The following is a 24170-nucleotide window of genomic DNA, read 5'->3' on the forward strand; positions in this document are numbered from 1 at the left end:
GGGCCGTTCGGGGGAGAGATCCGACCGAGGGGTGGACCTCGTTGCGGATTCGACTAGCATTGAGCGAAAGCCTGTCCGTTTTGCTCAATTTAGTGGCTTAATGTCGGCTAGCGTGGGTAACTGCGGATCAACTACGGGCACGAACACGAGGCAGCTGGGGAAGGCGACCCTCGTCCACAGCCTGGAGGTCCCGGTGACGACACGTGGAGTCCTGTACATCCACTCCGCGCCCCGCGCGCTGTGCCCGCACGTCGAGTGGGCCGTCGCGGGGGTGCTCGGCGTGCGGGTGAGCCTGGACTGGATCCGCCAGCCGGCCGCGCCCGGGCACTGGCGTGCCGAGCTCTCCTGGCAGGGCGAGCCCGGTACGGCCTCGAAGCTCGCCTCCGCGCTGCGCGGCTGGCAGCTGATGCGGTACGAGGTCACCAGCGAGCCCTGCGCCGCCGCCGAGGGCGAGCGGTACAGCAGCACGCCCGGGCTCGGCATCTTCCACGCCGTCACCGGCATCCACGGGGACATCCTGATCCCCGAGGACCGGCTGCGGGCCGTCCTGCTGCGCGCCCGCAGCGAGGGGGCGGACCTGGAGGCGGAGATCGCCATGCTGCTCGGCAAGCCCTGGGACGACGAGCTGGAGCCCTTCCGCTACGCCGGGGAGGGCGCGCCGGTGCGCTGGCTGCACCAGGTGGTCTGACCGGACGGGGAGACACCGAGGGGGCCGGCGCTCGCGATGAGCGCCGGCCCCCTCGTCGTGCGGGTCAGCGGGTGCGGAAGGCCAGCACCACGTTGTGGCCGCCGAAGCCGAACGAGTTGTTCAGCGCGGCGATCCGGCCCTCGGGCAGCTTGCGGGCCTCGCCGCGGACGATGTCCGCGTCCACGTCGTCGTCCAGCTCGTCGACGTTGATGGTCGGCGGGGCGACGCGGTGGTACAGCGCCTGCACGGTGGCGACCGTCTCGATGCCGCCGGCGCCGCCCAGCAGGTGACCGGTCATCGACTTGGTGGCCGAGATGGCGATGTGGTCGAGGTCCTCGCCCAGCTCCTTGCGGAGCGCCTTCAGCTCGGCGGTGTCACCCTGCGGGGTCGAGGTGGCGTGCGCGTTGACGTGCACGATCTCGGCCTTGTCCAGCTGGTTGCGGTCGAACAGGTCGGCCAGCGCGCGGGCCACGCCGGCGCCGGTCGGCTCGGGCTGGGCGATGTGGTGGGCGTCCGAGGACAGGCCCTGGCCCACCGCCTCGCAGTAGATCCGGGCGCCGCGGGCCTCGGCGTGCTCCACCGACTCCAGCACGACGACGCCGGCGCCCTCGCCCAGCACGAAGCCGTCCCGGGCCTTGTCGTACGGGCGGGAGGCGCGCTCGGGATCGTCGTTGTTCTTGGACATCGCCATCATGTTGGCGAACGCGGCGATCGGCAGCGGGTGGACCGCCGCCTCGGTGCCGCCCGCCACCACGACGTCGGCACGGCCGCTGCGGATCATCTCGATCGCGTAGCCGATCGCCTCGGCGCCGGAGGCGCAGGCGGAGACGGGGGTGTGCACACCCGCGCGGGCGCCGACCTCCAGGCCGACGTTGGCCGCCGGGGAGTTGGGCATCAGCATCGGGACGGTGTGCGGGGAGACCTTGCGGGCGCCCTTCTCCTTCAGCACGTCGTACTGGTCGAGCAGGGTGGTCACGCCGCCGATGCCGGAGGCGATCACGGCGCCCAGGCGCTCCGGGGCGAGCTTGGACGACTCGTCGGTGGCCGGGGTCTCGTAGCCGGCGTCGGCCCAGGCCTCGCGGGCGGCGATCAGGGCGAACTGGGCCGAGCGGTCCAGCTTGCGCGCCAGCGGGCGGGGCAGGATCTCGCCCGGCTCGACGGCGGTGCGCGCGGCGATCCGCACGGGCAGATCGGCGGCCCACTCCTCGGTCAGGGCAGCCACCCCGGAGCGCCCGGCGACCAGGTTCTCCCAGGTGGTGGCGGCGTCGCCGCCCAGCGGCGTGAAGGCGCCGATACCCGTGACGACCACGGTACGGTTCTCAACAGTCACTGGTTCTTCTTCTCTCACGTTGTGCGGGGGTCGGCGGCGGCCGAAGGTGAGCCCGGCCGGGCGCCCGGTGGGGCGTCCCGGCCGGCGGGCCGGCCGACTCGGAGGGAGCCGGCCGGTGTCAGGCGTCGAACGCGTAGGACGCGTCGACCGCTCAGGCGTGGGTGAGGATGTAGTCCACCGCGTCGCCGACGGTCTTCAGGTTCTTGACCTCGTCGTCCGGGATCTTGACGTCGAAGCGCTCCTCGGCGGCCACGACGACCTCGACCATGGACAGCGAGTCGACGTCCAGGTCATCGGTGAAGGACTTGTCGAGCTCGACGTCCTCGGTCGGGATGCCGGCGATCTCGTTGACGATCTCGGCGAGACCTTCCAGGACCTCGTCCTTGGTAGCCATACTGGCTGCTCCTCTTCGGTGTTGAATGCGGCCGCCCGGCGGACGGACGCAGGTTTGCGGGTGGATCGGGCGAAATCGCCTAGGGGAGCGTAACGACTGCCGCGGCGTACACGAGACCCGCCCCGAACCCGATGATCAGGGCGAGGTCTCCGCTGCGGGCCTCACCGCTCTCCAGCATGCGTTCCATCGCCAGCGGGATGGAGGCCGCCGAGGTGTTCCCGGTCTCCGTGATGTCACGGGCGACCGGCACCGAGGCGGGCAGCTTGAGGGCCTTGATCATGGCGTCGGTGATCCGCATGTTCGCCTGGTGCGGGATGAACGCGCCGAGCTGGTCCGCGGTGATCCCGGCGGCGTCGAGCGCCTGCTGGGCCACCTTGGCCATCTCCCAGACCGCCCAGCGGAAGACCGTCTGGCCCTCCATCCGCAGGGCGGGCCACTTGATCTCCTCGCCGGCGCCGTTGACGGCGTCCTCCTTGGCGAAGGCGGTGTCCCAGGCCTCGGTCTGCGAGATGACGTCCTTCTGCGAGCCGTCCGAGCCCCAGACGACCTTGCCGATGCCGGGGGTGTCGGAGGGGCCGACGATCGCGGCGCCGGCGCCGTCGCCGAAGATGAACGCGGTCGAGCGGTCCGAGGTGTCGGTCAGGTCGCTGAGCCGCTCCACGCCGATCACCAGCACGTACTCGGCGGTGCCGCCGCGGACCATGCCGTCGGCCAGGCCGAGGCCGTAGCCGAAGCCGGCGCAGGCGGCCGAGATGTCGAAGGCCGGGGCGGTGCCGCAGCCGAGCCGCTCGGCGATCTCGGTGGCGACGGCCGGGGTCTGCTTGAGGTGCGAGACGGTGGCGACGATCACGCCGCCGATCCGCGCCGGGTCGATCCCCGCCTGGGCGATCGCCTTGCCGGCGGCCTGCACCGACATCTCGGCGACCGACTCCTGCGGGCCGGCCCAACGGCGCTCGGCGATCCCGCTGCGGGTGCGGATCCACTCGTCCGAGGAGTCGATCCAGGTCAGCACCTCGGCGTTGGGGATCACCCGGATCGGGCGGTAGCCGCCCACGCCGTGGATGCGCGAGTACCGCGCACCGGTCACCGGGCGGATCTGGGGGGTGTCGCTCATGCCTGCTGCTCCTGCTGCTGACCGCCGTGCTCCGCGACGAGCTCGCGGGCCTTGTCCAGGTCGGCGGGGGTCTTGAGGGCAAGCGTCGCCACACCCTTGAGGTTGCGCTTGACCAGTCCGGTGAGGGTGCCCGCCGGGGCGAGCTCGATGACGGCGGTCGCGCCCAGCCGCCGCAGGGTCTCCATGCAGAGGTCCCAGCGGACCGGGTTGGAGACCTGCGACACCAGACGGTCCAGCACCTCGGCGCCGGAGGCGACGACCTCGCCGTCCCGGTTGGAGACGTAGGCGACCTTCGGGTCGGCGACCGGCAGGCTCGGGGCCAGCTTCGCCAGCCGCTCGACACCGGGGGTCATGTGGCTGGTGTGGAACGCACCCGCGACCTTCAGCGAGACCAGCCGGGAGGCGGCCGGCGGGTCCGCCCGCAGCGCCTCCAGCTGCGCCAGGGTGCCGGCCGCGACGATCTGGCCGCCGCCGTTGTTGTTGGCCGCGGTCAGGCCGTGCTCGGCGAGCTTCGCGGCGACCTCCTCGGCGTCGCCGCCGAGCAGGGCGAGCATGCCGGTCTCGGTGGCGGCGGCGGCCTCGGCCATGGCGAGGCTGCGCTCGCGGACGAAGGTCAGCGCGTCGCTCGCGCTCAGCACGCCGGCGCCCGCCGCGGCGGTGATCTCGCCGACGCTGTGGCCGGCGACCGCGCCGACCAGCGCACGGGCCGCGTCCTCGTCCGGGAACAGGGCGCGCGCGGTCACCAGACCGGCCGCCACCAGCAGCGGCTGGGCGACGGCGGTGTCCTTGATCTCCTCGGCGTCCGCCTCCGTTCCGGCGCGCACGAGGTCGAGCCCGGCGACCTCCGACCAGCCGCGCAGGCGGTCGGCGACACCGTCGAGCTCCAGCCAGGGGCTGAGGAAACCGGGGGTCTGGGCACCCTGTCCAGGGGCGACGATTACGAGCACGGTTCAACCCTCTCTCGCCAGGCGCCCGGGGGCGGGTAGGCGACGGTAACGAAGAAAAGCATCCGGGATTGTAAGGTCCCTACAGCCTGGTCAGCTTGACTCTCCGGCGGCCGTGAGCCGCCCCAGCGCCAGTGCGATACGCAGGGTGAACGCCGAACGTACGTCGGAGGGCGCGTAGCCCGTGACGTCGGTCACACGTCGGAGCCGGTAGCGCACCGTGTTGGGGTGGACGAAGAGCATCCTGGCGGCTCCCTCCAGTGAGGAGGCCTGTTCCAGATAGACACTCAAGGTCTCCAGGAGTGCCGAGCCCGCCTCGTCCAGCGGTGTGTAGATCTCCTCCACCAGCTGGCGTCTGGCCGCCTGGTCGCCGGCCAGCGCGCGCTCGGGCAGCAGGTCGTCCGCCAGCACCGGCCGCGGCGCGTCCGGCCAGGCCGCGCAGGCCCGCAGGCCGGCGGCGGCGGCGTGCGCCGAGCGGGTCGCCGAGAGCAGGTCGGGGACGGTCGGGCCGACCACCACCGGGCCCGGCGCGAACTGGCCGATCAGCGCCCGGGCCGCGTGCACCGGCTCCTTGTCGCCGCCCACCACGACCACGAGGCGCTTGCCCAGCACCCCGGTCAGCACGTGCAGCTTGGCGTACCGGGCGGCCCGGCGGATCGCCTCGACCACCAGTTCGCTGTCACCGTCCGGAGCCGAGCCCATCACCACCCGGACCTGGCTCGGCTGGCCCCAGCCGAGTGCGGCGGCCCTGGACAGCACGCCCTCGTCGGCGTCGCCGGAGAGCAGCGAGTTGACCACCAGCGCCTCCAGCCGGGCGTCCCAGGCGCCCCGGGCCTCGGCGGCCTGGGCGTACACCTGGGCGGTGGCGAAGGCGATCTCCCGGGCGTAGACCAGCACCGACTCGCGCATGTCGGCCTCGTCGCCGGGGGCGGCCACCTCCTCGATGGCCTCCTCCATCACCTCGATGGTGGTGCGGATCAGCTCGACCGTCTGGCGCAGGGTGATCGCCCGGGTCAGCTCGCGCGGCGCGGTGCCGAAGACGTCGGTGGAGATCGCCTGCGGGGTGTCCGGCTTGCGGTACCACTCGGTGAACGCGGCGATGCCGGCCTGGGCGACCAGGCCGATCCAGGACCGGTGCTCCGGCGGCATCCGCCGGTACCAGCCGAGCTGGTCGTCCATCCGGGCGATCGCGGCCGAGGCGAGCTTGCCCGAGGACTTCTCCAGCCGCTTGAGGGTTGCGGCCCGGCGCTCGGCGCGCTCGGCGGCGAGCCGGCGCTCCTGGGCGGTCAGGCGCGGGGCCGCCCGGCCGGGCCGGTCTCTCCCGGCGCCCGGCGTCGGGCTCTTCCCGTTCCTGTCGGGATTGGCGGTCGGATCGCTCTTGGAGTTCGCGGAAGCGGCTGGCACATGGACAAGACTGCCTCACCGGAGTGACTGCTCGTGCACAGCCCCCGGTGGACGGGCGGGGTGGCGGCGGTCACACCTGGCCGAGGGGTGCCACTACGGTGGGTCCGTGACCGATGCCGTTGCCCGTCCTCGTACCGATCTGCGCCGCACCGCCGAGCGCTACCGCTCGACGCCCGCCGAGGGCGTCGAGACCCGGCACGCGTTCTCCTTCTCCGGGCACTACGACCCGAAGAACACCCACTTCGGCGCGCTGCTCGCGTGCAACGAGGAACTCCTCGCCCCCGGCGCCGGGTTCGACGAGCACAAGCACCGGGACACCGAGATCCTCACCTGGGTGCTGGAGGGCGCGCTCGCCCACCGGGACTCCCGCGGGCACGGCGGGGTGGTGCGCCCCGGCATGGTGCAGCACCTGAGCGCCGGCTCCGGCGTCACCCACACCGAGCGGAACGTCGGGGGCGCCGACGGCCCGGTGCGCTTCGTCCAGATGTGGCTCCAGCCCGACGTCTTCGACGCGCCCCCCGCGTACGGACTGCGCGGGGTGGAGCGCGCCGCCGACGGGTTGACGCTGCTCGCCTCCGGGATGGAGCGGGACGCCGGCGGCCCGGCGCTGCGGCTGCGGCGCGGGGACGCCGCGCTGTGGCTGGTGACCGCAGGGCCGTGGCAGCCGCTGCCCGCCCTGCCTGCCGCCACCTACCGCTACGCGCACCTGACCGCCGGCTCGCTCGGCTACCGGACGGTACCGGGGCCGCAGGGCGGCGGCCGCTCGATGGTCCCCGGCGACAGCGTGCGGATCACCGGGGACGCCTTCGCGGCGCCGACGGCCGGCGAGAACGGCGCGGAGCTGCTCCTGTGGGAGATGCACTCGCCGGTCTCGTACGGCTGACGGCCTAGGGCCCGTCTTCAAACTCCCGTCGTCCGCCCGGAGGGCGGGCCGGGCGGCGTCTGGGTGCGTGCATCGCAAGGCGGAGGAGGGAGTCCATGCGGAGCATCGGCGACCGACGACAACGCGGCGAGGTGCGTGCCCAGGCGTCGCCAGGCAGGCGGGGGTTTGAAGACGGGCCTTAGGAGATCTCGGCGAGGACGGCGTCGCTCAGGACCGGCCAGACCTCGGCGGCCCACGGGCCGAAGTCCCGGTCGGTGAGCGCGATGCAGGCCGCGCCGGCCTGCGGGTCCACCCAGAGGAAGGTCCCGGACTGGCCGAAGTGGCCGAAGGTGGCCGGGGAGTTGGCGGTGCCGGTCCAGTGCGGTGCCTTGCCGTCGCGGATCTCGAAGCCGAGGCCCCAGTCGTTCGGCCGGCGGTGGCCGAAGCCGGGCAGCACGCCGCTGGTTCCCGGGAAGGCGACCTCGCCGGTGGCGGCGCGCAGCGTGCCCGGGTCGAGCAGCTTGGGCGACTGCAACTCGGCGGCGAACCGGGTGAGGTCGGCGAGGGTGGACAGGCCGCCGGCCCCGGCGGGCGAGCGGTGCGCGGTGTTGATCAGGGTGGCGTGCATGCCGAGCGGCTGGAACACGGCCTCGGCGGCGTACCGGCCGAACTCGATCCCGGCGGCCTGCTCCAGGGTCCGCGCCAGCACGTCGAAGCCGGCGTTGGAGTAGAGCCGGCGGTTGCCGGGCCCGGCCATCACCTTGTGCTCGTCGAAGGCCAGGCCCGAGGTGTGGGCCAGCAGGTGCCGGACGGTCGAGCCCGCGGGTCCGGCCGGGTCGTCCAGCTCGAAGACGCCCTCCTCGACCGCGACCAGCACGGCGTACGAGGTCAGCAGCTTGGTCACCGACGCCAGCGGGAACAGGTGGTCCTGCGGGCCGTGCGCGCCCAGCACCGCGCCGTCCGCGCCCCGTACGACGGCCGCCGCCGCGTGCGGCACCGGCCAGGTCTCGATCTTCCGCAAGCTCTCCATGGGGCCCGACTCTAATCGGGGCGGCGGGCCCGGGGGGATGGCAGGCTTGGCCGGAGCACTTGCTTCGAGTGCACTCCAAGGCGCTAGCGTCGTCGTCACGCTCATCACCGGGGGACCGACCATGACCGCACTCGCATCGATCGAGGCCGGGCTGCGCACCTGCTGCGAGGTGTTCCAGGACCCGGTCGGCGCGCCCGACCGGACGCCGCGGCACACCATCGGCGAGGTGTCGGCGGCCAGCGGGCTGACCGCGCACACCCTGCGCTGGTACGAGCGGATCGGCCTGCTCGACCCGGTGGACCGCTCGGCCTCGGGCCAGCGCCGGTACAGCGACGCCGATCTGCACCGGCTGGCCTTCCTGGGCCGGCTGCGGCTGACCGGGATGCCGGTGGCCGACATGCTGCGGTACGTGGAGCTGGCCCGCGGGGGCGAGCGGACCTCGGCGGACCGCCGCGACCTGCTGCTCGCCCACCGGGAGGCGGTGCGGCAGCAGATCGCGGACCTGCACGCGACCCTGGCCGTGCTCGACCACAAGATCGACGTGTACAACGGGCGGCTCGCGCGGTGCGCACCGAGCCATTAGGGCGGGTCGTCAGACGGTGCGTCCGGAGTGGGCGGCGAGCCGGGTGTAGGCGCCGGCGCCGGCCGGGACGGGCTGGACCGGGCCGAACGGGACGGCTCCGCCGCGCGGCTCGGCCGGCATCATGGCCAGGGCGATCGCCAGCGCCGCCTCGCCCAGCGCCTCGTCCAGCGTGTGGTCGGTGCCGAGCGCGCGGGCGACGTCCCAGGAGTGGATGACGGTCTCCAGGACGTAGCTGCCCACCGCCTCGCGGCCGGACAGCTCGCCCCAGGGCACCGAGGTCGGGCGGTCCAGCTTGGCGTCCTCCGCCCAGGCGGTGGTCACCCGGGCGCGGGCCCGGCCGAGGGCGGCCGGCCAGCCGTCGTCCGGCACCCCGCCGGTCGCGGCGGCGACGTCATTGCTGAGCCCGCCCTCGCCGGTGTAGGCGAGCCGGTGGACGCCGCCGACCACGTGGTCGAGCAGGGCCCGCAGGTCGTACTCGGTGCACGGGGTGGGCCGGTCCAGCTTCTCCGGCCCGGCCTCGGAGAACAGCTTCTCCAACTGGTCGAGGGCGAGCTGGTACAGCGGGCGCGGGTCCTGGGCGGTGTCCATGGGGTGGTTCAACTCCACTGGTGCGGATGGGATTCCGGGCGGGAGGCAATCTCCCGGTAAAACCTGACAACCGCCGTCATGATTTCTGCGATCCTCAGGGGATGAAGGCCGACCGCCTGCTCTCGATCCTGCTGCTGCTCCAGACCCGCGGCCGGGTGCCCGCCACCGAACTGGCCGAACGGCTGGAGGTGTCGGTCCGCACCATCTACCGCGACGTCGAGGCGCTCTCGGTGGCCGGCGTGCCCGTCTACACCGAACGCGGCCGGCACGGCGGCATCAGTCTGCTGCCCGGTTACCGCACCGACGTCAGCGGCCTGACCGCCGACGAGGCGCGCGCCCTGTTCGTCCTCTCCGCCCAGGGCGCGCACAGCGACCTCGGCCTGGACGGCGCGCTCGGCTCGGCGCTGCGCAAGGTGATGGCGGCACTGCCCGCCCCGCACCGGCCGGGCGCCGAGCGGATCAGCGAGCGGGTCCTGGTCGACCCGGCGCGCTGGATGCAGTCGGGCGCGCCGCCGGGGCCGGACCTGGGCGAGTTGCAGTACGCGGTGTTCGCCGACCGCCGGCTGCGGCTGCGCTACCGGCACAGCGGCACGCCCGCGCCGGCGGAGTACACCGTGGACCCGTACGGCCTGGTGAGCAAGGCCTCGGTCTGGTACCTGGTGGCCGATCTGCACGGCGAGCCGCGGCTGTTCCGGGCCGACCGGGTGCTGTGCGCGGACACCTCGGAGGAGCCGGTGCGCAGGCGGCCCGGGGTGGGGCTGGGCGAGGTCTGGGCGATGCTGCGCGAGCAGGTGGAGCGGCTGCCCAAGGAGCTGACGGTGAAGGTGCGGGTGCGGCGCGGACGGCTGGACATGTTCGTCCGGATCCACGGCGGCCGGCTGACCGCCCCGCCGCCGGAGAGTGGGGGCGGGGCGCCCGACGACTGGGTCGAACTCGCGCTGTGGATCCAGTCGTTGTCGGCCGTCCGGGCGCTGCTCGCGTTCGGCGCGGACGCCGAGGTGCTCTCCCCGCCCGCCGCCCGCCGCGAGATGGGCCGCGCCGCCGCCGACGCCGTCCGCCTGTACGGGGAGGCCCGCTAGCCCGCCGGCTACGCCTCGGGGGCCGGGCGGAGGACGTCCTGGTAGGCGCCGAGGGCGACGGCGGCGAAGTTGTGCAGGCTGTCGGTGCCGGTGGCGAAGTAGCCGTTGTGGCCGGAGGAGCGGGCCGAGGAGATCCGCTCGGCGCCGAAGTCCAGGGAGGTCGGGTCGGCGCCGTGGCCGAGCCCGCCGACCTCCAGGTACGGCACGTTGCCGATCCAGTCGGTCTCGTTGCGGGTGGCCCAGACGTGCACCCCGTCGCCGAGTTCCGAGGTGTCCTCCACGCCCATGCCGGGGGAGCCGAAGACCACCAGGTCGGTGATGCCGGTGGTGTCGGCCGGGGAGGCGGCCGCCCGGGGGATGTCCGGCGCGGCGGTGCCGCAGACCACCGAGCCGTAGGAGTGGCAGAACAGCGCGGGCGGCGCCTCGGGCCGGGTGGTCTCCTTGAGTCCCGCGAGCAGCCGGCGCAACCGGGGCGCGCCGACGTCGGCGAGCCGGGAGGTCACCGCGTCGGGGCCGAGGCCGGAGGGGGTGACGTAGCCGGTCCAGGCGACCACCGCGGTACGGGTGCCCGGGGACTGCCGGCGCTCCTCCTGGTACAGCGCCCGGGCCATGCCGGCGGGGGAGCGCAGCGGTTCGACGGCCTGGTCGAAGTGGCCGAGATCGGCGTCGGAGCCGGGGACCAGCACCGCGACCCGGTCGGCGGCGCCGAGGTCGCCCCAGACCTCGGTGAGCAGGCCGCGCCCGCGCGGGTCGAAGGCGAGGATCTGCCGGCCGGGCGCGAGCAGGCTCTGCACGTCGTTGGCCCGGGAGACGGCGAGCGCGCGCTGCTCCGGGGCGAGCGAGTGGTCGCCGGCGCGGGCCCGGGCGTGGTCGCGTTCGGCGGCCAGCGCGATCCGGTTGGCCCGGTAGCGCACGGCGAGCGGGGCGCCGTCGAAGTTGCCGACGACCAGCGGGTAGGCGTCGACCAGCCGGTCCAGTTCGCCGGGGGCGAGTTGGGCGAAGAACTCGGCGGCGGCGGCCGGGGCGGTGGTGGCCGGGTCGGGCAGGTGGTGTCCGTAGGTGTGGTCCTCGACCCAGGCGGCGCTGCCGGCCGGCGGGGTGGAGATGGCCAACTGCTCGGTGGCGGCGGCGGCCTGGGCGGCGGCCGCGCCGGCGTCGGCGAGGACGGCGGCGCCCGCGAAGGCGCCGATCAGGACGTGCTTCCACCGCCGACGGCGCATCGCCTCAACTCCCTGAGAGTCCCGTCACCGTTCCCGGACGGGGCCCGAGGGTGGTACGACTGCCAACTTCCAGCGCAAGCCTAGGGGCCAGGAGGCGCGCTGAGTCCGGCTTAAACTGTGGGATGGATCACATGAACCGGGAGTGTCCCGGACGCGTCCTGGTCGTTCGCGCGAAGACCCGGTCCGCCCCCGCGGCCGGGGGCGCGGGGGCGGCGGTGCGGGGTGCGGGGCGCGGTTCAGTTCAGCGAGTTCCAGCCCGAGCAGGAGCGCGGGCCGCCGACCAGGCGGTCCGGATGGCCGCTGCCGTCGGCCACCGAGATCTTGCGGTAGGTGTCACCGTGGAACACCCAGTACTCGCTCCTGCCGCCGGTCCGCTGGGAGTCGGGGACGGGCAGGAAGCAGTTCACCGCGGTGGTGCCGTTGAGCGAGCCCCACTGGGACAGCTCCCGGTCGGAGCGCTCCAGCACGTCGGCGTGGGCGGCGCCGTCGGCGACCGAGATCAGCCGGTAGCGCTGGCGCCCGCCGGTGGTGTGGAAGACCCAGTACCAGCTCTTGCCGCCGGTCCGCTGCTGGTCGGGCACGGGCAGGAAGCAGTCCACCCGGTCGACGCCGTCCAGCGAGCGCCAGGCGGCGAGGTCGCGGTCCGGGCGCTCCAGGACGCCGGTGTGCTCGTCGCCGCCGGTGATCGAGACCACCCGGTAGCGCTGGCGCCCGCCGGTGCTGTGGAAGACCCAGTACCAGCTCTTGCCCCCGGGGTTCTGCAGGTCGGGCATGGGCAGGACGCAGCCGATCCGGCCGATGCCCTGAAAACAGCGGAGGTCGCTCAGCGGGGCGTCGCCCCCGACCAGCCGGTCGGTGTGCGAGGCGCCGTCGGCCACCGAGATCCTGCGGTACCGGTCGCCGTGGTAGGCCCAGAACTGGCTCTGACCGCCGCGCCGCCACTGGTCCGGGACGGCGAGGAACTCGTCGCACGGGTAGGCCGGGCCGGCCGGGTACGCGCCCTGGCCGCCCTGCTGGGTCTGCGTTTGGCTCTGGCCCTGCCCGCCGCCCTGGGTGGCCTGGCCGCCCGCGGAGGTCCGGTCGGGGCCGACGAGCCGCCCGTCGGCGAGCCCCCGCAGGGTGCTGAGGGAGGGCATGAAGGCGTACACCGAGCCGGTGGTCTGCACGAACTGGGCGAAGGTCAGCGGGGTGTGCTTGATCGTGCCGTCCGAGTCCCGGCTCTCGAAGTCGACGTCGGTGGCCGCGAGGACGACCGGGTCCTTGCCGGGTACCGGGTTGCGGCCGGGCGGGAAGTCCTCCTGGTCCATCCAGTCGGCCTGGATGAACTCGAACTGCCGCTGGATGTCGGCCTGGTAGCAGACGAACAGCAGCCCGCGCGGGTCGTCGGGGCCGCCCGGGCCCTCGGAGGCCGGGTCGAACGGCGCCCCGTACGGCGTGCCGCGGCGCATGATCCGGCGGCCGTCGAGGTCCTTGGCGTCGAACGGCGGGCGGCTGGGGTCCGGCGCCTGGAGGCCGGCGCGCGGGCTGGTCTTGCGCAGATGCGACCAGAGCGGGGTGGTCAGGCCCTCCAGGTCGTCCCGGAAGTCGAAGTCGTTGTCCGCGGCGGCGACCGGGTTGTTCGGGACGTCGTGGTCCTTGAATTTGCAGACCGGGGCGCCGGAGCGCCAGCGGCCGACCAGCCGGGCGGCCAGCCACTCGGTGGTCGCGGAGTCCGGGACGGCCTTGGCGAGCCTGAGCTCCTTCAGCTTGGCCGAGACCTGCGACCACCAGCCGGGGACGTCCTGGGCGAGCCGGCGGACGACCTGGAAGGAGCCGTCGCGGGCCCAGTCGGGGAAGTCCCGGAAGCTGCCCGGGGCGGGCTCCTCGCCGCAGACGAACTCGCCGGCCGGGACGATCCGGGTGCCCGGGTGGCCCTCGACCTCCTCGGGCCGGTTCGGGTCGGGCCGGTCGAAGCCGCGCACGCCCGGCTCGCTGATGCCGTCCTTGAAGCCGAAGTGCTCCTTGCCGCGGCGGGTGCCGAGCAGGGTCTGCGCGTTCTGCTGGTAGACGATCAGCACGCGGCATTCGGCGGCGGCGATCCGCTGGGCCTCGACGGCCGCCTGGAGGTCCTTCTCGGTGTCCGCGGAGAGCTTCAGCACGGCGTGCACCGGCTGGCTCTTGCCGTTGCCGAAGAGCCAGTTCGCCGGGGAGTTGTCGCCGGTGTCGCCGAGCGCTCCGGCCCGTTTGGCGGAGCCCTCCTTGAACGCCTCCAGGCCGCTGCCGGGCGGCGGGGGCTTGGCGAAGGGGTCGGTGGTGGAGAGCATCCGCAGGCCCTCGTAGGTGAAGCTGATGCCCAGCCAGGTCGCCTTGAGGGCCTTGGGGTCGTCGCCCCCGGAGGTCCTGCGGGCCTCGCTGAACGCGTCGTTGAACGCGGCGACCTCACGGGTGGTGGCGATCTGCGGGGTGAGCTGCCGGAGCCAGTCGCGGGCCCGGGAGGCGTCCTCGAACTTGAGGAACAGGACGCTGACGTTGTCCTTCTTGAAGCCGGCCAGGATGTCGCCCTGGATCTCCTCGCTGTCGCGCAGTCGCAGATCCGTGGCCGTTGCCGTTGCCATGGGGGTGGGTGGTCCTTTCGGGCGGGGGTGGGGTCAGGCGGTGAGCTGGATCCACTTGGCGACGGAGGGCACGCCCTGGTCGTTGAGCAGGAAGAGCATGTACCACCCGGGCGGCGCGGCCTTGGCGTCCGGCGGGGTCTGGAACTCCAGCCGGTTGCCGGCCCGGCTGCTGAGCCGCAGGTCGAGGTGGCGCTGGCTGGTGTTGACCGAGTGGGTGGAGGTGGTGGGCGAGAGCAGTACCGCCTTGGAGACCAGGCCCGGGGTCTCGGAGGTGACCTGGAAGTTCTGGTTGTAGCCGAGGGGCGTGGTCGGCGCCCGGTCGAGGGCGGGACGGTCGCCCTGGTGGAGGTAGGCGGGCTCGTAGATCTCGATGGTCCCGTTCATGGTGACCGGGGCCGAGGTGCCGGGGATGTCGGCCACCGTGCCGTTGATGTCCGGGTTGTTGGCGATCTGCTGGAGTTCGTCGCCGGTGACCATGACGCGCCCGTCGGGCAGCACCACGGCGTTGGAGTGGTAGCCGCGCGGCAGCCGCTGGACCGGGCCGAGCTTCCAGTTGCCCTGGTCGTCGCGGAGTTCGACCTGGCGGTACTTGAGGTCGGCGTTCGGGTTGTACGGGCCGTTGCCGTAGTCGCGGATGTCGTAGGCACCGTTGACGGTCATCAGCCGGCCGTTGGGCAGCAGCAGGGTGTCGTCCTGGGTGCGGCCGAAGGCGCGGGACTTCTCGGCGGTCCAGCTGCCGTTGGAGAAGCGCAGGGTGCTGGGGTTGTCCCGGTCGCCGCCGAGGATCAGCGCGGAGTCCGGGCCGTTGATCCCGCCGGGCAGCGGCACGGCCGAGCCGTAGTTGCGCTTGCGGCCGTCCGGACGGGCGGCCAGGTCGCTGCGGGTCTCCGCGACCGGGTCGAACCTCCACTGCTCGGAGGCCTGCCGGCCGAAGCCGTAGATGTTGCCGTCGTTGAGCGAGAACAGGTGCGGGTAGTCCAGGGAGAACGGGGCGTCGACCCCGAACCGGTCGACGGGGGTGTTCGTCGGGGTGTCGGTCTTGAGCGAGGGCACCGGGTAGTTCTTGGCGGGGAAGCGCTCGACCACCGGGGTGGGGGTGCCCCAGCCGATCTCGGACTGGCCGGACATGATCAGCTGCCGGCCGTCCGGGCCGGTCACCACCGAGGGGTACCAGCGGCCGACGGACATGTCGGGGTTGCGGGTCCAGGTCTCGGTCCACGGGTCGAAGATCAGCGAGAGCTTGGCGCCGCTGCCGCCGTTGCCGCCGAGGTTGCCGCCGAAGACGCCGAGCATGCCGTTGGGCAGGAAGGAGTGGCCGGCGCAGAAGAACGGCGCCGGGCGGGGCTGGTCCAGGCCGTCGGGCATGTTCACCACGGGCGGGGTGACCTGCTTGTACGCGTCCTTGCCGTAGCCCTTGGCCGGGTCCCAGAGGAACGCCCGGCCGGCGTTCTCCTCGCCGGTGGTCTGGGTGGGGGCGGGCTCCTTCTCCGGGTTGGTCTCGATCCGCTCGAAGGAGAACAGCAGCACCTTGCCGGTGGGCAGCAGTGCGATGTGGTCGCCGAAGTCGGGGGAGGGGAAGTACTGGTTGAACGCCCCGAAGGTCTCGGGGGCGAAGCCCCTGTTCTGGGCGGCCTGGGAATCCGTCAGCGCCTTCAGCCGGTTGGTGCGGGTGGTCTGCGGGTAGTCGCCGATCCCGCGGACGGCTGCGCGCATCCGGGCGTGTTCCTCGGCGTGCTCCTGGCCGAGCGCGGCGACCTCGTCGTCGCGCAGTTCGGCGAGGACCCGGGGGTCGGGGACCTTGGGGGCGGTGGCGGCCGCGCCCTCGTCGTGGCCGCCGGGGCCGTGGGCGGCGGCGGGGACGACGGCGGACAGGACGGTGCCGGTGGTCAGCGCACAGACCACGGCGGTGGCGAACACGGTCGGAAGACGCCGGCCGGGCCGCGGGGACAGGGACATGGGACTCCTCGAACAGGGGGGCCGTCCGGCTCGGAACTCCGGGCGGGGGAAGGGGGAACGGCCGACGGGGGCAGTGCCGGTCGCCGACAGCCAACAGGCCATCACGGTGGGTTGCGGTTCGCATGCGGAGGCACTGCGTTCGGCGGGGGCGGGGCCCGCAAGCGGGTGAGCGGGGGAGGGCGCGGGAACGCGGAAGCGGGCGCGGACCTTCCGGTCCGCGCCCGCCCTGTGCTCCGAGTGCCCGCGCGCGTCAGACGACGCCCAGCGCGTACGCGGCGAAGAATGCCGCCCCCGCGCCGGCCACCGTCCTGGCCGGCCGGGAGAACCCCGTCCACGGACCGTCGAAGCGCCGGGTGAACCACCCGATCGCCACCAGCGCGGCGCCGAACAGCGGCAGCAGCGCCAGCCGGAGCGCGACCCAGCCGAGCGAGTCCGGCGCCACCGTCAGCCCCGGCACCTCGCCGATGACGGCCGCACCGGGCACCGCGACCGCGAGCATCGCGCTCTGGTGCCAGCAGAAGATCGTCATCGCCGAGAGGTTCACCGCCACCACCGGCAGCCAGAGCAGCGGACGGCGGGTCAGCAGCCGGCCGAGCCGCTCGCGCAGCAGCACCGCCGCGCCGCACTGCACCGCGGCCAGCGCGAGAACCAGCAGGGACGGCGGGTGCGAGTTGGTGCGCTCGGCGCCCGGCACCCCGACCATCGACGCCGGGTAGTGGAAGACCAGCAGCAGCACCGCGAACAGCGCCGCGCCGCCGGCCAGCAGCAGCCGCGCGGCCGGACGGCCCAGCCGGCCCGCGGCCCAGAGCACGCCCAGCTGGTAGCCGAACAGCCAGCCCGGAAGGATGTTCAGCAGGGCGACCCAGGACGGCACCGACTCCGCCCACGGCCCGTACCGCAGCAGGTCGACGACGGCGACGGCGGCGAGCAGCACGCCCGCCGACCAGCCGCCCAGCCGGCGGGCGGCGGCCGCGCAGAGCGGGGTGAGCGCGGTCAGGCCCAGGTAGACGGCGATGTACCAGAGCGGCTGCACCACCAGCGTCGAGCCGGTCCGCACGGTGTCGGCGGGAACGCCGAGGCGGGGCAGCAGCGGGATCAGCAACGCCCAGACGGCGGTCACCCCGAGCACCGGCCGGAGCAGCCGCACCGCCCGGCCGCGCAGCCAGCCCGCGTAACCGACACCCCTTTCCCCGGCCCGTTCCCGGGAGCGGACCGCGGAGTGGCCGCCGACCAGGAAGAACACGCCCAGCAGTTGGAGCCCCCAGCTGACCGGGGCGAAGAAACCGAGGTCGGGGGAGGAGAGCGGGCTGGCGTTGTGCAGGGCGCCGTCGGCGGAGCGGGTGAAGCCGCCGAGCATCCAGTGGCCGACCGGGACGGCGAGCAGGGCGAGGGCGCGCAGGCCGTCCAGGGCGCGGTCACGGCTCCCGGGGGTGCGGGCGTCCACCTGGCGGGCGGCCCGGTGCAGCGGGGCGAGCAGGGTGCTGGGCATGGCGGGGTCTCCGTTCGAGGGGAGGCGTGCAGGGGGAAGCGGCGGGGTCAGCGGCCGAGCGCGACGTCGGCGAAGGCGGCCAGCGAGGCGGTGCCCGGGGCGAAGTAGCCGGTGTGGCCGTGCGAGCCGGTGGACGGCAGCGGGCGGGCGCCGAAGGCCGGGCCGGTCGGGTCGGCGCCGTGGCCGAGGCCGAACAGCCGCACGTTCGGCACGTTGCCGATCCAGTCGGAGCCGTTGCGGGCGGTGGCCCAGAGCGGGACGCCCGGGTCGAGGTCGCCGGCCGAGCCGACGCCCAGGCCCGGCGAGCCGAGCACCACCACGCCGGAGGACTGCCGCGGGGTCGGCCGGGCCAGCCCGCAGACCACCGAGCCGTAGCTGTGGCAGAACACCGTGGCCGGGGCGTCCGGCCGGGTGCTGACGGCCAGTCCGTCCAGCAGCCGGGCCAGCCGCTCGGCGCCGGCCTCGGCGAGGGTCTCGGTGGCGGCGTCCGGGCCGAGGCCGACCGGGGTGGTGTAGCCCGCCCAGGCGACCACGGCGGCGCCCCCGCCGGTCGCCTCGTACAGCGCCCGGGCCATGCCGACGGGTGTGCCGTACGGGTCGCCGGCGCGGTCGAAGGTGCGCAGGTCGATGTCGGAGCCGGGGACGACGACCGCGGTGCGCCGGGCGGTGGCGAGGTCGCCGAACACCTCGGCGACCTGGCCGCGGCCGCGCGGGTCGAAGGCCAGGAAGCGGCGCGGTCCGTCCGGCGCGGCGCCGTCGAGCAGGGTGCGGTAGCGCTCGGCGCGCTCCCGGGCGGCGGCGCGGTCGCGTGCGGGGAGCGCCGGGTCGGCGGCCCGGGCCAGGGCGCGCTCGCGCTCCTCGGCGACGGCCCGGGCGTTGGCCCGGTGGCGCAGCTCGACGGGCGCGCCGTCCAGGTTGCCGACCACCAGCGGGTGACGGACGGCCAGGTCCTCCCGGGCGGCGGGCGGCAGGGCGGCGAAGAACGCGGCCACCTCGGCGGGGGTGGCGGTGGCGGGGTCGGGCAGCGGGACGCCGGGGGCGGTGTCGGCGACCCAGGCGGCGGTCCCGGGCGGCGGACCGGTCACCGGGCGCTCGCCGCCGGCGGCCCAGCCGCCCGCCCCCAGCACCGCGGCCAGCGCCAGTGCGACGGCGGCCGCCGTCCGGGCCATCCGGTTCCTCGTCATGTCCGTTCCCTCCGTGGCCTGTTCGGCTTCGACGGACAGGAAGGTAGGAACGGGACGGCCCCGCGGACGTCACACCGCGGGGCCAACTGCCGGGTGCTACCCGGGTATCAGGGGGTTTTCCCCCGGGGGACAGCCCCACCGGGGTCTCGCCGCCCCGGGGCCGGGCTCACTGGCCGGGGGTCACCAGGCCGGACTCGTAGGCGAGCACCACCGCCTGGGCGCGGTCGCGCAGGTCGAGCTTGGCCAGGATCCGGCCGATGTGGGTCTTCACGGTCTGCTCGGCGAGGACCAGGCGGGCGGCGATCTCCTGGTTGGACAGGCCCCGGGCGATGAGCTCCAGGACCTCGGTCTCGCGCGGGGTCAGCCCGTTGAGCCGCAGCCCGGGGTCGCGGCGCCTGGCCGGCCTGGTCCGGGCGAAGTCCTCGATCAGCCGCCGGGTGACCGAGGGGGCGAGCAGCGCCTCGCCGGCCGCGACCACCCGGACGGCGGCGATGAGGTCGTCCGGGGGCGCGTCCTTGAGCAGGAAGCCGCTGGCGCCGGCCCGCAGCGCGTCGTAGACGTAGTCGTCCACGTCGAAGGTGGTGAGCATCAGCACCTTGGGGCGGTGCGCGCCGGGCACGGCCGGGTCCAGCAGCCGGCGGGCCGCCTCCAGGCCGTCCATGACGGGCATCCGGACGTCCATCAGCACCACGTCCGGATGGGTGCGGCCGCTCACCTCCAGGGCCTGGGCGCCGTCCGCGGCGTCCCCCACCACGTCGATGTCGCTCTGCGCGTTCAGCAGGGCGGCGAATCCGGCCCGCACCATCGCCTGGTCGTCGACGATGATCACGCGGATGGTCATACGGTGCTCTCCCGGGGTGTTCTACGGTGCGGCCGTCATCCCGTCCGGCTCCTGCGGTACGGGGCCGCCCGGCCGGCGGTCGTCCGACCGAGTATCCGCCAGTCCGTCGAGCGGCAGGACGGCGGCCACCTTGAACCCGCCGTCGGGCAACGGCCCGGTGTCCAGCCGGCCGTCCAGCAGCCGCACCCGCTCGCGCATGCCGACCAGGCCCTGGCCGGTGCCCTCGGCCGAGGCCTCCAGCGACTCGGCCCGCACCGGCGGGGCCGCGTTGACCACGGTGACCAGCAGGGACCCGTCGGCGACGGCCAGCGAGACCCAGGCCGCGGCGCCGGGGGCGTGCCGGACCACGTTGGCCAGCGCCTCCTGGACGATCCGGTAGACCGAGAGGCCGACGGCCGGCGGCAGCGGGTCGCCGGCCAGCTCGGGGGCGACCGTGAGCTCGGCGGACACGCCCGCCCGGCGGACCGTGTCGACCAGTTGGGCGAGCTGTCCGACGCCGGGCTGCGGCGCCTTCTCGGCGCCCGACTCCTCGCTGCGCAGCACCCCCAGCAGCCGTCGCATCTCGGCCAGCGACTCGCGCGCGGTGCCCGCGATCGCGGTGAACTCCTCGGCGGCCTCGGCCGGGACGCCGGTGATCCGGTACGGCGCGCTGGCCGCCTGCACGGCGATCACCGACATGTGGTGGGCGACCACGTCGTGCAGTTCGCGGGCGATCCGGGCGCGCTCCTCCAGCAGGGTGCGCCGCTCGCGCTCGGCCTCGCTGATGTGCTCCTGCTCGGCGAGCAGCCGGCGGGCCTCGGCCCGCTCGCGCAGTGCCCCGCCGAGCACCAGGACGACGCCGGCCAGGGCGGTGGCGAGCAGGCTGTTGCCGCCGCCGGACCTTCCGGTGACGCCGATGACGGAGAGCGCCAGGCTCGCCGCGGCGGTGACCGTCCAGACCGCGACCAGGGTGCGCCGGCTCTCGCGCAGGGAGAGCGTCAGCATCAGCAGCAGGTAGCCGACGATGCCGGGCGGGGGCCACGGCCAGGGGCCGTCGACCCCGTCGGGGCCGGCGCCGTCGCCGGTGGCGAGGACCAGCAGCGAGGTCAGCAGGGCGCCGCCGCCGGTGATCCACCAGGCGGGCAGCGGCCGGGTGACGGCGAGCAGCAGCGGCACCGTCTGGACGACCGCGAGGGCGGCGGCCAGGCCCCCGTCCACCCCGTAGTCGTTGACCAGCACGAGGATGCCGGTCGGCAGCAGTGAGGCGATCGCGCCCGTGGCGAGGATGTACGGGAGGAGGCGGACCCAGGGGCGGGAGGCCTGGGCGAGCAGCGGGGTGTGGTCGGTGGACGGGCGGGTGAGCGGGGCGAGCAGCGCGCGCACCGGACCGCCCGGGGCGGGCCCGGTGAGTGGCGTGGTCATCCGGTCAGCGTAGGGCGGCCCGGCGGGCCCCGCGTCACCCCGGGGTCCGGTCCCGGTGTCATACCCGGGTATCAGGACCGCCAGTGGCCGGCCAGGGCCGGGACGAGCTGGTCGAAGTGGCGGTCGATCAGCGCGATCATGCCCTCCGGGCCGGTGTCCTCCTGGTCGGCGCTCCAGGAGAGGTGGGCGGCGCGCAGCACGCCGGCGAAGACCGCCGCGAGCACGGCGGGCCGCAGGTCCTCGGCCGGGTCGACGCCCTCGCGCTCGGCGATGATCCCGATCAGCAGCCGCTCCAGCTCGGTCACCCGGCGCAGGTGGGCGGCGAGCAGGGTGGGGGTGTCCTCGATCATCCGGATCAGCTCCAGCGCGGCCGTCACCGAGCAGGGGCCGGCGTCCCGCCCGCCGCGGTCGCGCCAGGAGTCGACGATCGCGGCGCGCAGCGCCTGGATCGGGGTCTCCTCGGCGGGCCGGGTCCGCAGCTGCTGGATGAAGTGGTCCTCGGCCTCGGCGAGGACGGCGAGGGCGACCTCGTCCTTGTTGGCGAAGTAGCGGAAGAAGGTGCGCTGCGAGACGTCGACGGCGGCGGCGATCTCGTCGACGGTGGTGCGGGCGAAGCCCTGGCCGAGGAAGAGCCGGTGGGCCGCCTCGATGAGCGCGTCCCGGGTGCGCTGCTTCTTCCGGGCGCGCAGTCCGGGCTCCTGGACGGGGGCGGGGGAGGCGGGCTGAGCGGCCATGGTGCGGGCCTTCCGGAGGGAGATCGGGCTGGTGGTGTGGAGGCTACTGTAGCGATCTGCCAAATGGCAGTCAGGCGCACAAGTCAGCGTTTGCCGTATGTCAGCGACTGACATAATCTGCACCGGGTGGCGCCCCAGGGCCGGGCACTCGTGGGGACGGGTGGGCCGGGGCGCCACCTCCACGTCCGACCGCAGCCAGCCCCCGGAGGGCCCAGATGAGTCAGTCCCTCACCAAGAGCGCGACGGCGGACACCCCGCCGCCGGGCACGTCACCGGGTGGGAGGAGCCTCCAGGGACACCCCTGGCTGACCCTGCTCACCGTCGCCGTGGGCGTGATGATGGTCGCCCTGGACGGCACGATCGTCGCGATCGCCAACCCGGTCATCCAGGCCGACCTCAACGCCGCTCCCTCCGAGATCCAGTGGGTGACCAGCGGCTACCTGCTGGCGCTGGCGGTCTTCCTGATCACCGCCGGCAAGATCGGCGACCGGTTCGGCCACAAGAACACCTTCCTGGTCGGCGCGGTCGGCTTCGCCGTCACCTCGGCGGCGATCGGCTTCGCCGGGAACATCCAGACGGTGATCGCCTTCCGCGTCCTCCAGGGCCTGTTCGGCGCACTGCTCCAGCCGGCCGCGCTCGGCCTGCTGCGCGGGGCCTTCCCGGCCGAGAAGCTCAACATGGCGATCGGCATCTGGGGCGGTGTCATCGGCGCCTCCACCGCGGCCGGCCCGATCGTCGGCGGCCTGCTGGTCGAGCACGTCAACTGGGAGTCGGTGTTCTTCATCAACATCCCGGTCGGCCTGATCGCGCTGGCCCTCGGCCTGTGGATCCTCAAGGACGTGCGGGCCGAGAACGCCGCCAAGTCCTTCGACGTCCCGGGCATCGTGCTGCTCTCGGTGGCGATGTTCGCGCTGGTCTTCGGCATCATCAAGGCCCCCGAGTGGGGCTGGGGCGACGTCTCCACGCTGCTCTTCCTGGGCGGCGCGGTCGTGCTGATGACCGCCTTCGCGTTCTGGCAGCGGGCGGCCAGGGAGCCGCTGATCCCGCTCAGCCTGTTCCGCTCGCTGCCGCTGTCGGCCGGCACCCTGCTGATGGTGCTGATGGCCTTCTCGTTCTTCGGCGCGATCTTCTTCGTCACCTTCTACCTGCAGAACGTGCACGGGATGTCGCCGGTGCAGGCGGGCGTCCACCTGCTGCCGATGACCGGCATGATGATCATCGGATCGCCGGTCGCGGGGATGGCGATCGGCAAGCTGGGCCCGCGGATCCCGATCGTGGCCGGCATGCTGATCACCACCACCGCGATGTTCGGCATGTCCACCCTGGACGCCGGGTCCGGCAACGGCGTGATGGCGCTCTGGTTCGTGCTGATGGGCCTGGGCATCAGCCCGGTCATGGTCGGCGCCACCGAGGTCATCGTCGGCAACGCGCCGCTGGAGCTCTCCGGCGTCGCCGGCGGCCTCCAGCAGTCCGCGATGCAGGTCGGCGGCAGCCTCGGCACCGCCGTGCTCGGCGCGCTGATGGCCGCCCGGGTCACCGACACGCTGCCCGGCGAGTGGGCCGACGCGGGCCTGCCGCCGGTGGACCCGGCGCAGGCCGAGGGCCTCAACCAGGCCGCCCAGCTCGGCATCGCCCCGCCGGCCCCGGCCGGCACCCCGCAGCAGGTGGTCGACGCGATGGCCGGAGCCGTGCACGACTCCTTCGTCAGCGGCATGTCGCTGGCCTTCGCGGTCGCCTCGGTGGTCGCCTTCGCCGCCGCCCTGCTCGGACTGCTGACCCGCCGCGGCACCACCGACGCCGGGCCGGCCGTCCACATCTGACGCCCCGCCGCCCCACCCGTGCGCGGGCCCCGGACCATCGCGATGGTCCGGGGCCCGCGGGCTTCCGCTCTCAGGAGGTGGGGCAGTCCAGGGTCGGGTCGGTCTCGGCGGCGGCCCAGCACTGCTCGGCCCGCTGCCAGTACTCCTGGTCGGTGAGCGTCGCCGACGGGCTCGGTGCGGGCTCCGGGAGCACCTGGGTCGGGCCGAAGTGGTCGTTGCCGCCGGACGTCGGGGCCGGCGTCGGGGCGGGCGTCGTCCAGGTGGGCCCGGGCGCCGGGGCGACCGGGGCGACCGGAGTCCCGGTGGCCGCCGTCGAGCCGCCGGCCGGTCCGGCCCCGGGCGGGGCGGTCGCCGGGGGCGGTGCGAGCGGGGCCAGTGGCGTGGTGGGGGCCGGCGGCCGGGTGGGTGCGGCGGGGCCGGCGCTCGGCGCCGCGGACGTCGGCACCTCGGCGGAGACCAGCCCCAGCGCCGGTCCCCGGCCGGGCACGGTGGCCCCGTTGCGGGGGACGGCGGGTGCCGGCGGCTCGCGGTCGGGCGCCGCCGGGGCGTCCGGGGGCGCGGACGGCCCGGCCCCCGCGTCCGGGGGCGCGGCGCCGGGGTCGGTGGCGGCGGGCGGCGCATCCGGTGCGGGTGCGGGCGCGGGTGCAGGCGCGGGCAGCAGGTCGGCCAGACCCCGGTCCGGGGCGGCCGGCAGGGCCACCGCGGGTCCGCCCAGTTCCTCCGGGGCGGGCAGCAGTTGGGACAGCAGGGCACCGGTCGTCACCCCGACCAGCAATGCCAGGGGGAAGGCCCCCGTCCTCGGTGCGCGCACGATAGCGGCCCCCTCCCTCACTCCCCTGGAAAGACACCTTAAGCGTGACTCTCGGGAAGGTTAAGAGGCAGCCGTGAGGCGTCCTGGACCAGTCCGCCGGCCGG

The 24170-nt window shown here is 74.4% G+C and carries 21 protein-coding genes; 5 read left to right on the forward strand and 16 right to left on the reverse strand.

All coding sequences use genetic code 11. From position 1 onward, the window contains the following. Positions 1–193 precede the first annotated feature (193 nt). Positions 194–688: a DUF3145 domain-containing protein gene (locus tag ACFZBX_RS24370; protein WP_350566458.1), complete on the forward strand. Its 495-nt coding sequence runs from the start codon at positions 194–196 to the stop codon at positions 686–688. Between the two features lie 64 nt (positions 689–752). On the opposite strand, the gene fabF is transcribed toward ACFZBX_RS24370, so the two are convergent. The 5 genes from fabF to ACFZBX_RS24395 all read right to left on the reverse strand — a co-directional run bounded on the left by fabF (position 753) and on the right by ACFZBX_RS24395 (position 5760). After that, positions 753–2018, reverse strand: coding sequence for a beta-ketoacyl-ACP synthase II (gene fabF / locus ACFZBX_RS24375; protein WP_391535904.1), 1266 nt, complete (start codon positions 2016–2018; stop codon positions 753–755). A gap of 151 nt (positions 2019–2169) precedes the next feature. Further along, entirely contained in the window at positions 2170–2412 is a 243-nt protein-coding gene (locus ACFZBX_RS24380; protein ID WP_350546381.1) for an acyl carrier protein, read from the reverse strand. A 79-nt stretch (positions 2413–2491) separates the two neighbouring features. Beyond that, entirely contained in the window at positions 2492–3526 is a 1035-nt protein-coding gene (locus ACFZBX_RS24385; RefSeq protein WP_391535905.1) for a beta-ketoacyl-ACP synthase III, read from the reverse strand. Further along, entirely contained in the window at positions 3523–4473 is a 951-nt protein-coding gene (locus ACFZBX_RS24390) for an ACP S-malonyltransferase (RefSeq protein WP_391535906.1), read from the reverse strand. Before ACFZBX_RS24390 ends, ACFZBX_RS24385 begins: the two co-directional genes overlap by 4 nt. A 90-nt stretch (positions 4474–4563) precedes the next feature. Further along, positions 4564–5760 (reverse strand): PucR family transcriptional regulator, encoded by a 1197-nt coding sequence (locus tag ACFZBX_RS24395; RefSeq protein WP_380295320.1) that lies wholly within the window; start codon positions 5758–5760, stop codon positions 4564–4566. 220 nt (positions 5761–5980) lie between these two features. Here ACFZBX_RS24395 and ACFZBX_RS24400 point away from each other — a divergent pair, with 220 nt between their 5' ends. Continuing rightward, positions 5981–6757 carry a pirin family protein gene (locus ACFZBX_RS24400; RefSeq protein ID WP_391535907.1) on the forward strand — a complete coding sequence of 259 codons (777 nt, stop codon included), beginning with the start codon at positions 5981–5983 and terminating at the stop codon, positions 6755–6757. 178 nt (positions 6758–6935) lie between these two features. Here the strand turns inward: ACFZBX_RS24400 and ACFZBX_RS24405 are convergent, their stop codons facing one another. After that, complete coding sequence (locus ACFZBX_RS24405) at positions 6936–7766, reverse strand: serine hydrolase domain-containing protein (protein WP_391535908.1); 831 nt, start codon at positions 7764–7766, stop codon at positions 6936–6938. Positions 7767–7887: 121 nt separating this feature from the next. Here ACFZBX_RS24405 and ACFZBX_RS24410 point away from each other — a divergent pair, with 121 nt between their 5' ends. Further along, positions 7888–8349 carry a MerR family transcriptional regulator gene (locus ACFZBX_RS24410; protein ID WP_391535909.1) on the forward strand — a complete coding sequence of 154 codons (462 nt, stop codon included), beginning with the start codon at positions 7888–7890 and terminating at the stop codon, positions 8347–8349. Positions 8350–8358: 9 nt separating this feature from the next. On the opposite strand, the gene ACFZBX_RS24415 is transcribed toward ACFZBX_RS24410, so the two are convergent. Continuing rightward, positions 8359–8937 (reverse strand): TIGR03086 family metal-binding protein, encoded by a 579-nt coding sequence (locus ACFZBX_RS24415; protein ID WP_391535910.1) that lies wholly within the window; start codon positions 8935–8937, stop codon positions 8359–8361. 101 nt (positions 8938–9038) lie between these two features. On the opposite strand from ACFZBX_RS24415, the gene ACFZBX_RS24420 reads away from it, so the two are divergent. Further along, a complete protein-coding gene (locus ACFZBX_RS24420; protein ID WP_391535911.1) occupies positions 9039–10016 on the forward strand; it encodes a helix-turn-helix transcriptional regulator in 978 nt (325 codons plus the stop codon). Between the two features lie 8 nt (positions 10017–10024). Here ACFZBX_RS24420 and ACFZBX_RS24425 read toward each other — a convergent pair whose 3' ends face one another. From ACFZBX_RS24425 to ACFZBX_RS24460, 8 genes are all read right to left on the reverse strand, one after another. Next, on the reverse strand, positions 10025–11236 hold the full coding sequence (locus tag ACFZBX_RS24425) for an alpha/beta hydrolase (RefSeq protein WP_391535912.1): 1212 nt from the start codon (positions 11234–11236) through the stop codon (positions 10025–10027). Positions 11237–11472: 236 nt separating this feature from the next. Beyond that, complete coding sequence (locus ACFZBX_RS24430; protein WP_391535913.1) at positions 11473–13830, reverse strand: Dyp-type peroxidase; 2358 nt, start codon at positions 13828–13830, stop codon at positions 11473–11475. Positions 13831–13863: 33 nt separating this feature from the next. After that, positions 13864–15786 carry a galactose oxidase-like domain-containing protein gene (locus tag ACFZBX_RS24435; protein WP_391535914.1) on the reverse strand — a complete coding sequence of 641 codons (1923 nt, stop codon included), beginning with the start codon at positions 15784–15786 and terminating at the stop codon, positions 13864–13866. 250 nt (positions 15787–16036) lie between these two features. Continuing rightward, positions 16037–17275: an acyltransferase gene (locus ACFZBX_RS24440; RefSeq protein WP_391535915.1), complete on the reverse strand. Its 1239-nt coding sequence runs from the start codon at positions 17273–17275 to the stop codon at positions 16037–16039. Between the two features lie 47 nt (positions 17276–17322). Then, positions 17323–18459, reverse strand: coding sequence for an alpha/beta hydrolase (locus ACFZBX_RS24445; protein WP_391535916.1), 1137 nt, complete (start codon positions 18457–18459; stop codon positions 17323–17325). 166 nt (positions 18460–18625) lie between these two features. Beyond that, positions 18626–19300 (reverse strand): response regulator transcription factor, encoded by a 675-nt coding sequence (locus ACFZBX_RS24450; RefSeq protein WP_344325368.1) that lies wholly within the window; start codon positions 19298–19300, stop codon positions 18626–18628. A 21-nt stretch (positions 19301–19321) separates the two neighbouring features. Next, positions 19322–20701: a sensor histidine kinase gene (locus tag ACFZBX_RS24455; protein WP_391535917.1), complete on the reverse strand. Its 1380-nt coding sequence runs from the start codon at positions 20699–20701 to the stop codon at positions 19322–19324. A gap of 71 nt (positions 20702–20772) precedes the next feature. After that, entirely contained in the window at positions 20773–21435 is a 663-nt protein-coding gene (locus ACFZBX_RS24460; protein ID WP_391535918.1) for a TetR/AcrR family transcriptional regulator, read from the reverse strand. 215 nt (positions 21436–21650) lie between these two features. Here ACFZBX_RS24460 and ACFZBX_RS24465 point away from each other — a divergent pair, with 215 nt between their 5' ends. Further along, positions 21651–23255 (forward strand): MFS transporter, encoded by a 1605-nt coding sequence (locus ACFZBX_RS24465; RefSeq protein WP_391535919.1) that lies wholly within the window; start codon positions 21651–21653, stop codon positions 23253–23255. 70 nt (positions 23256–23325) lie between these two features. On the opposite strand, the gene ACFZBX_RS24470 is transcribed toward ACFZBX_RS24465, so the two are convergent. Further along, positions 23326–24066, reverse strand: a complete 741-nt coding sequence (locus ACFZBX_RS24470) for a hypothetical protein (RefSeq protein ID WP_391535920.1) — start codon at positions 24064–24066, stop codon at positions 23326–23328. Positions 24067–24170: the final 104 nt, after the last annotated feature.

The organism is Kitasatospora sp. NPDC008115 (genome assembly GCF_042957205.1).
Classification (GTDB): Bacteria; Actinomycetota; Actinomycetes; order Streptomycetales; family Streptomycetaceae; genus Kitasatospora.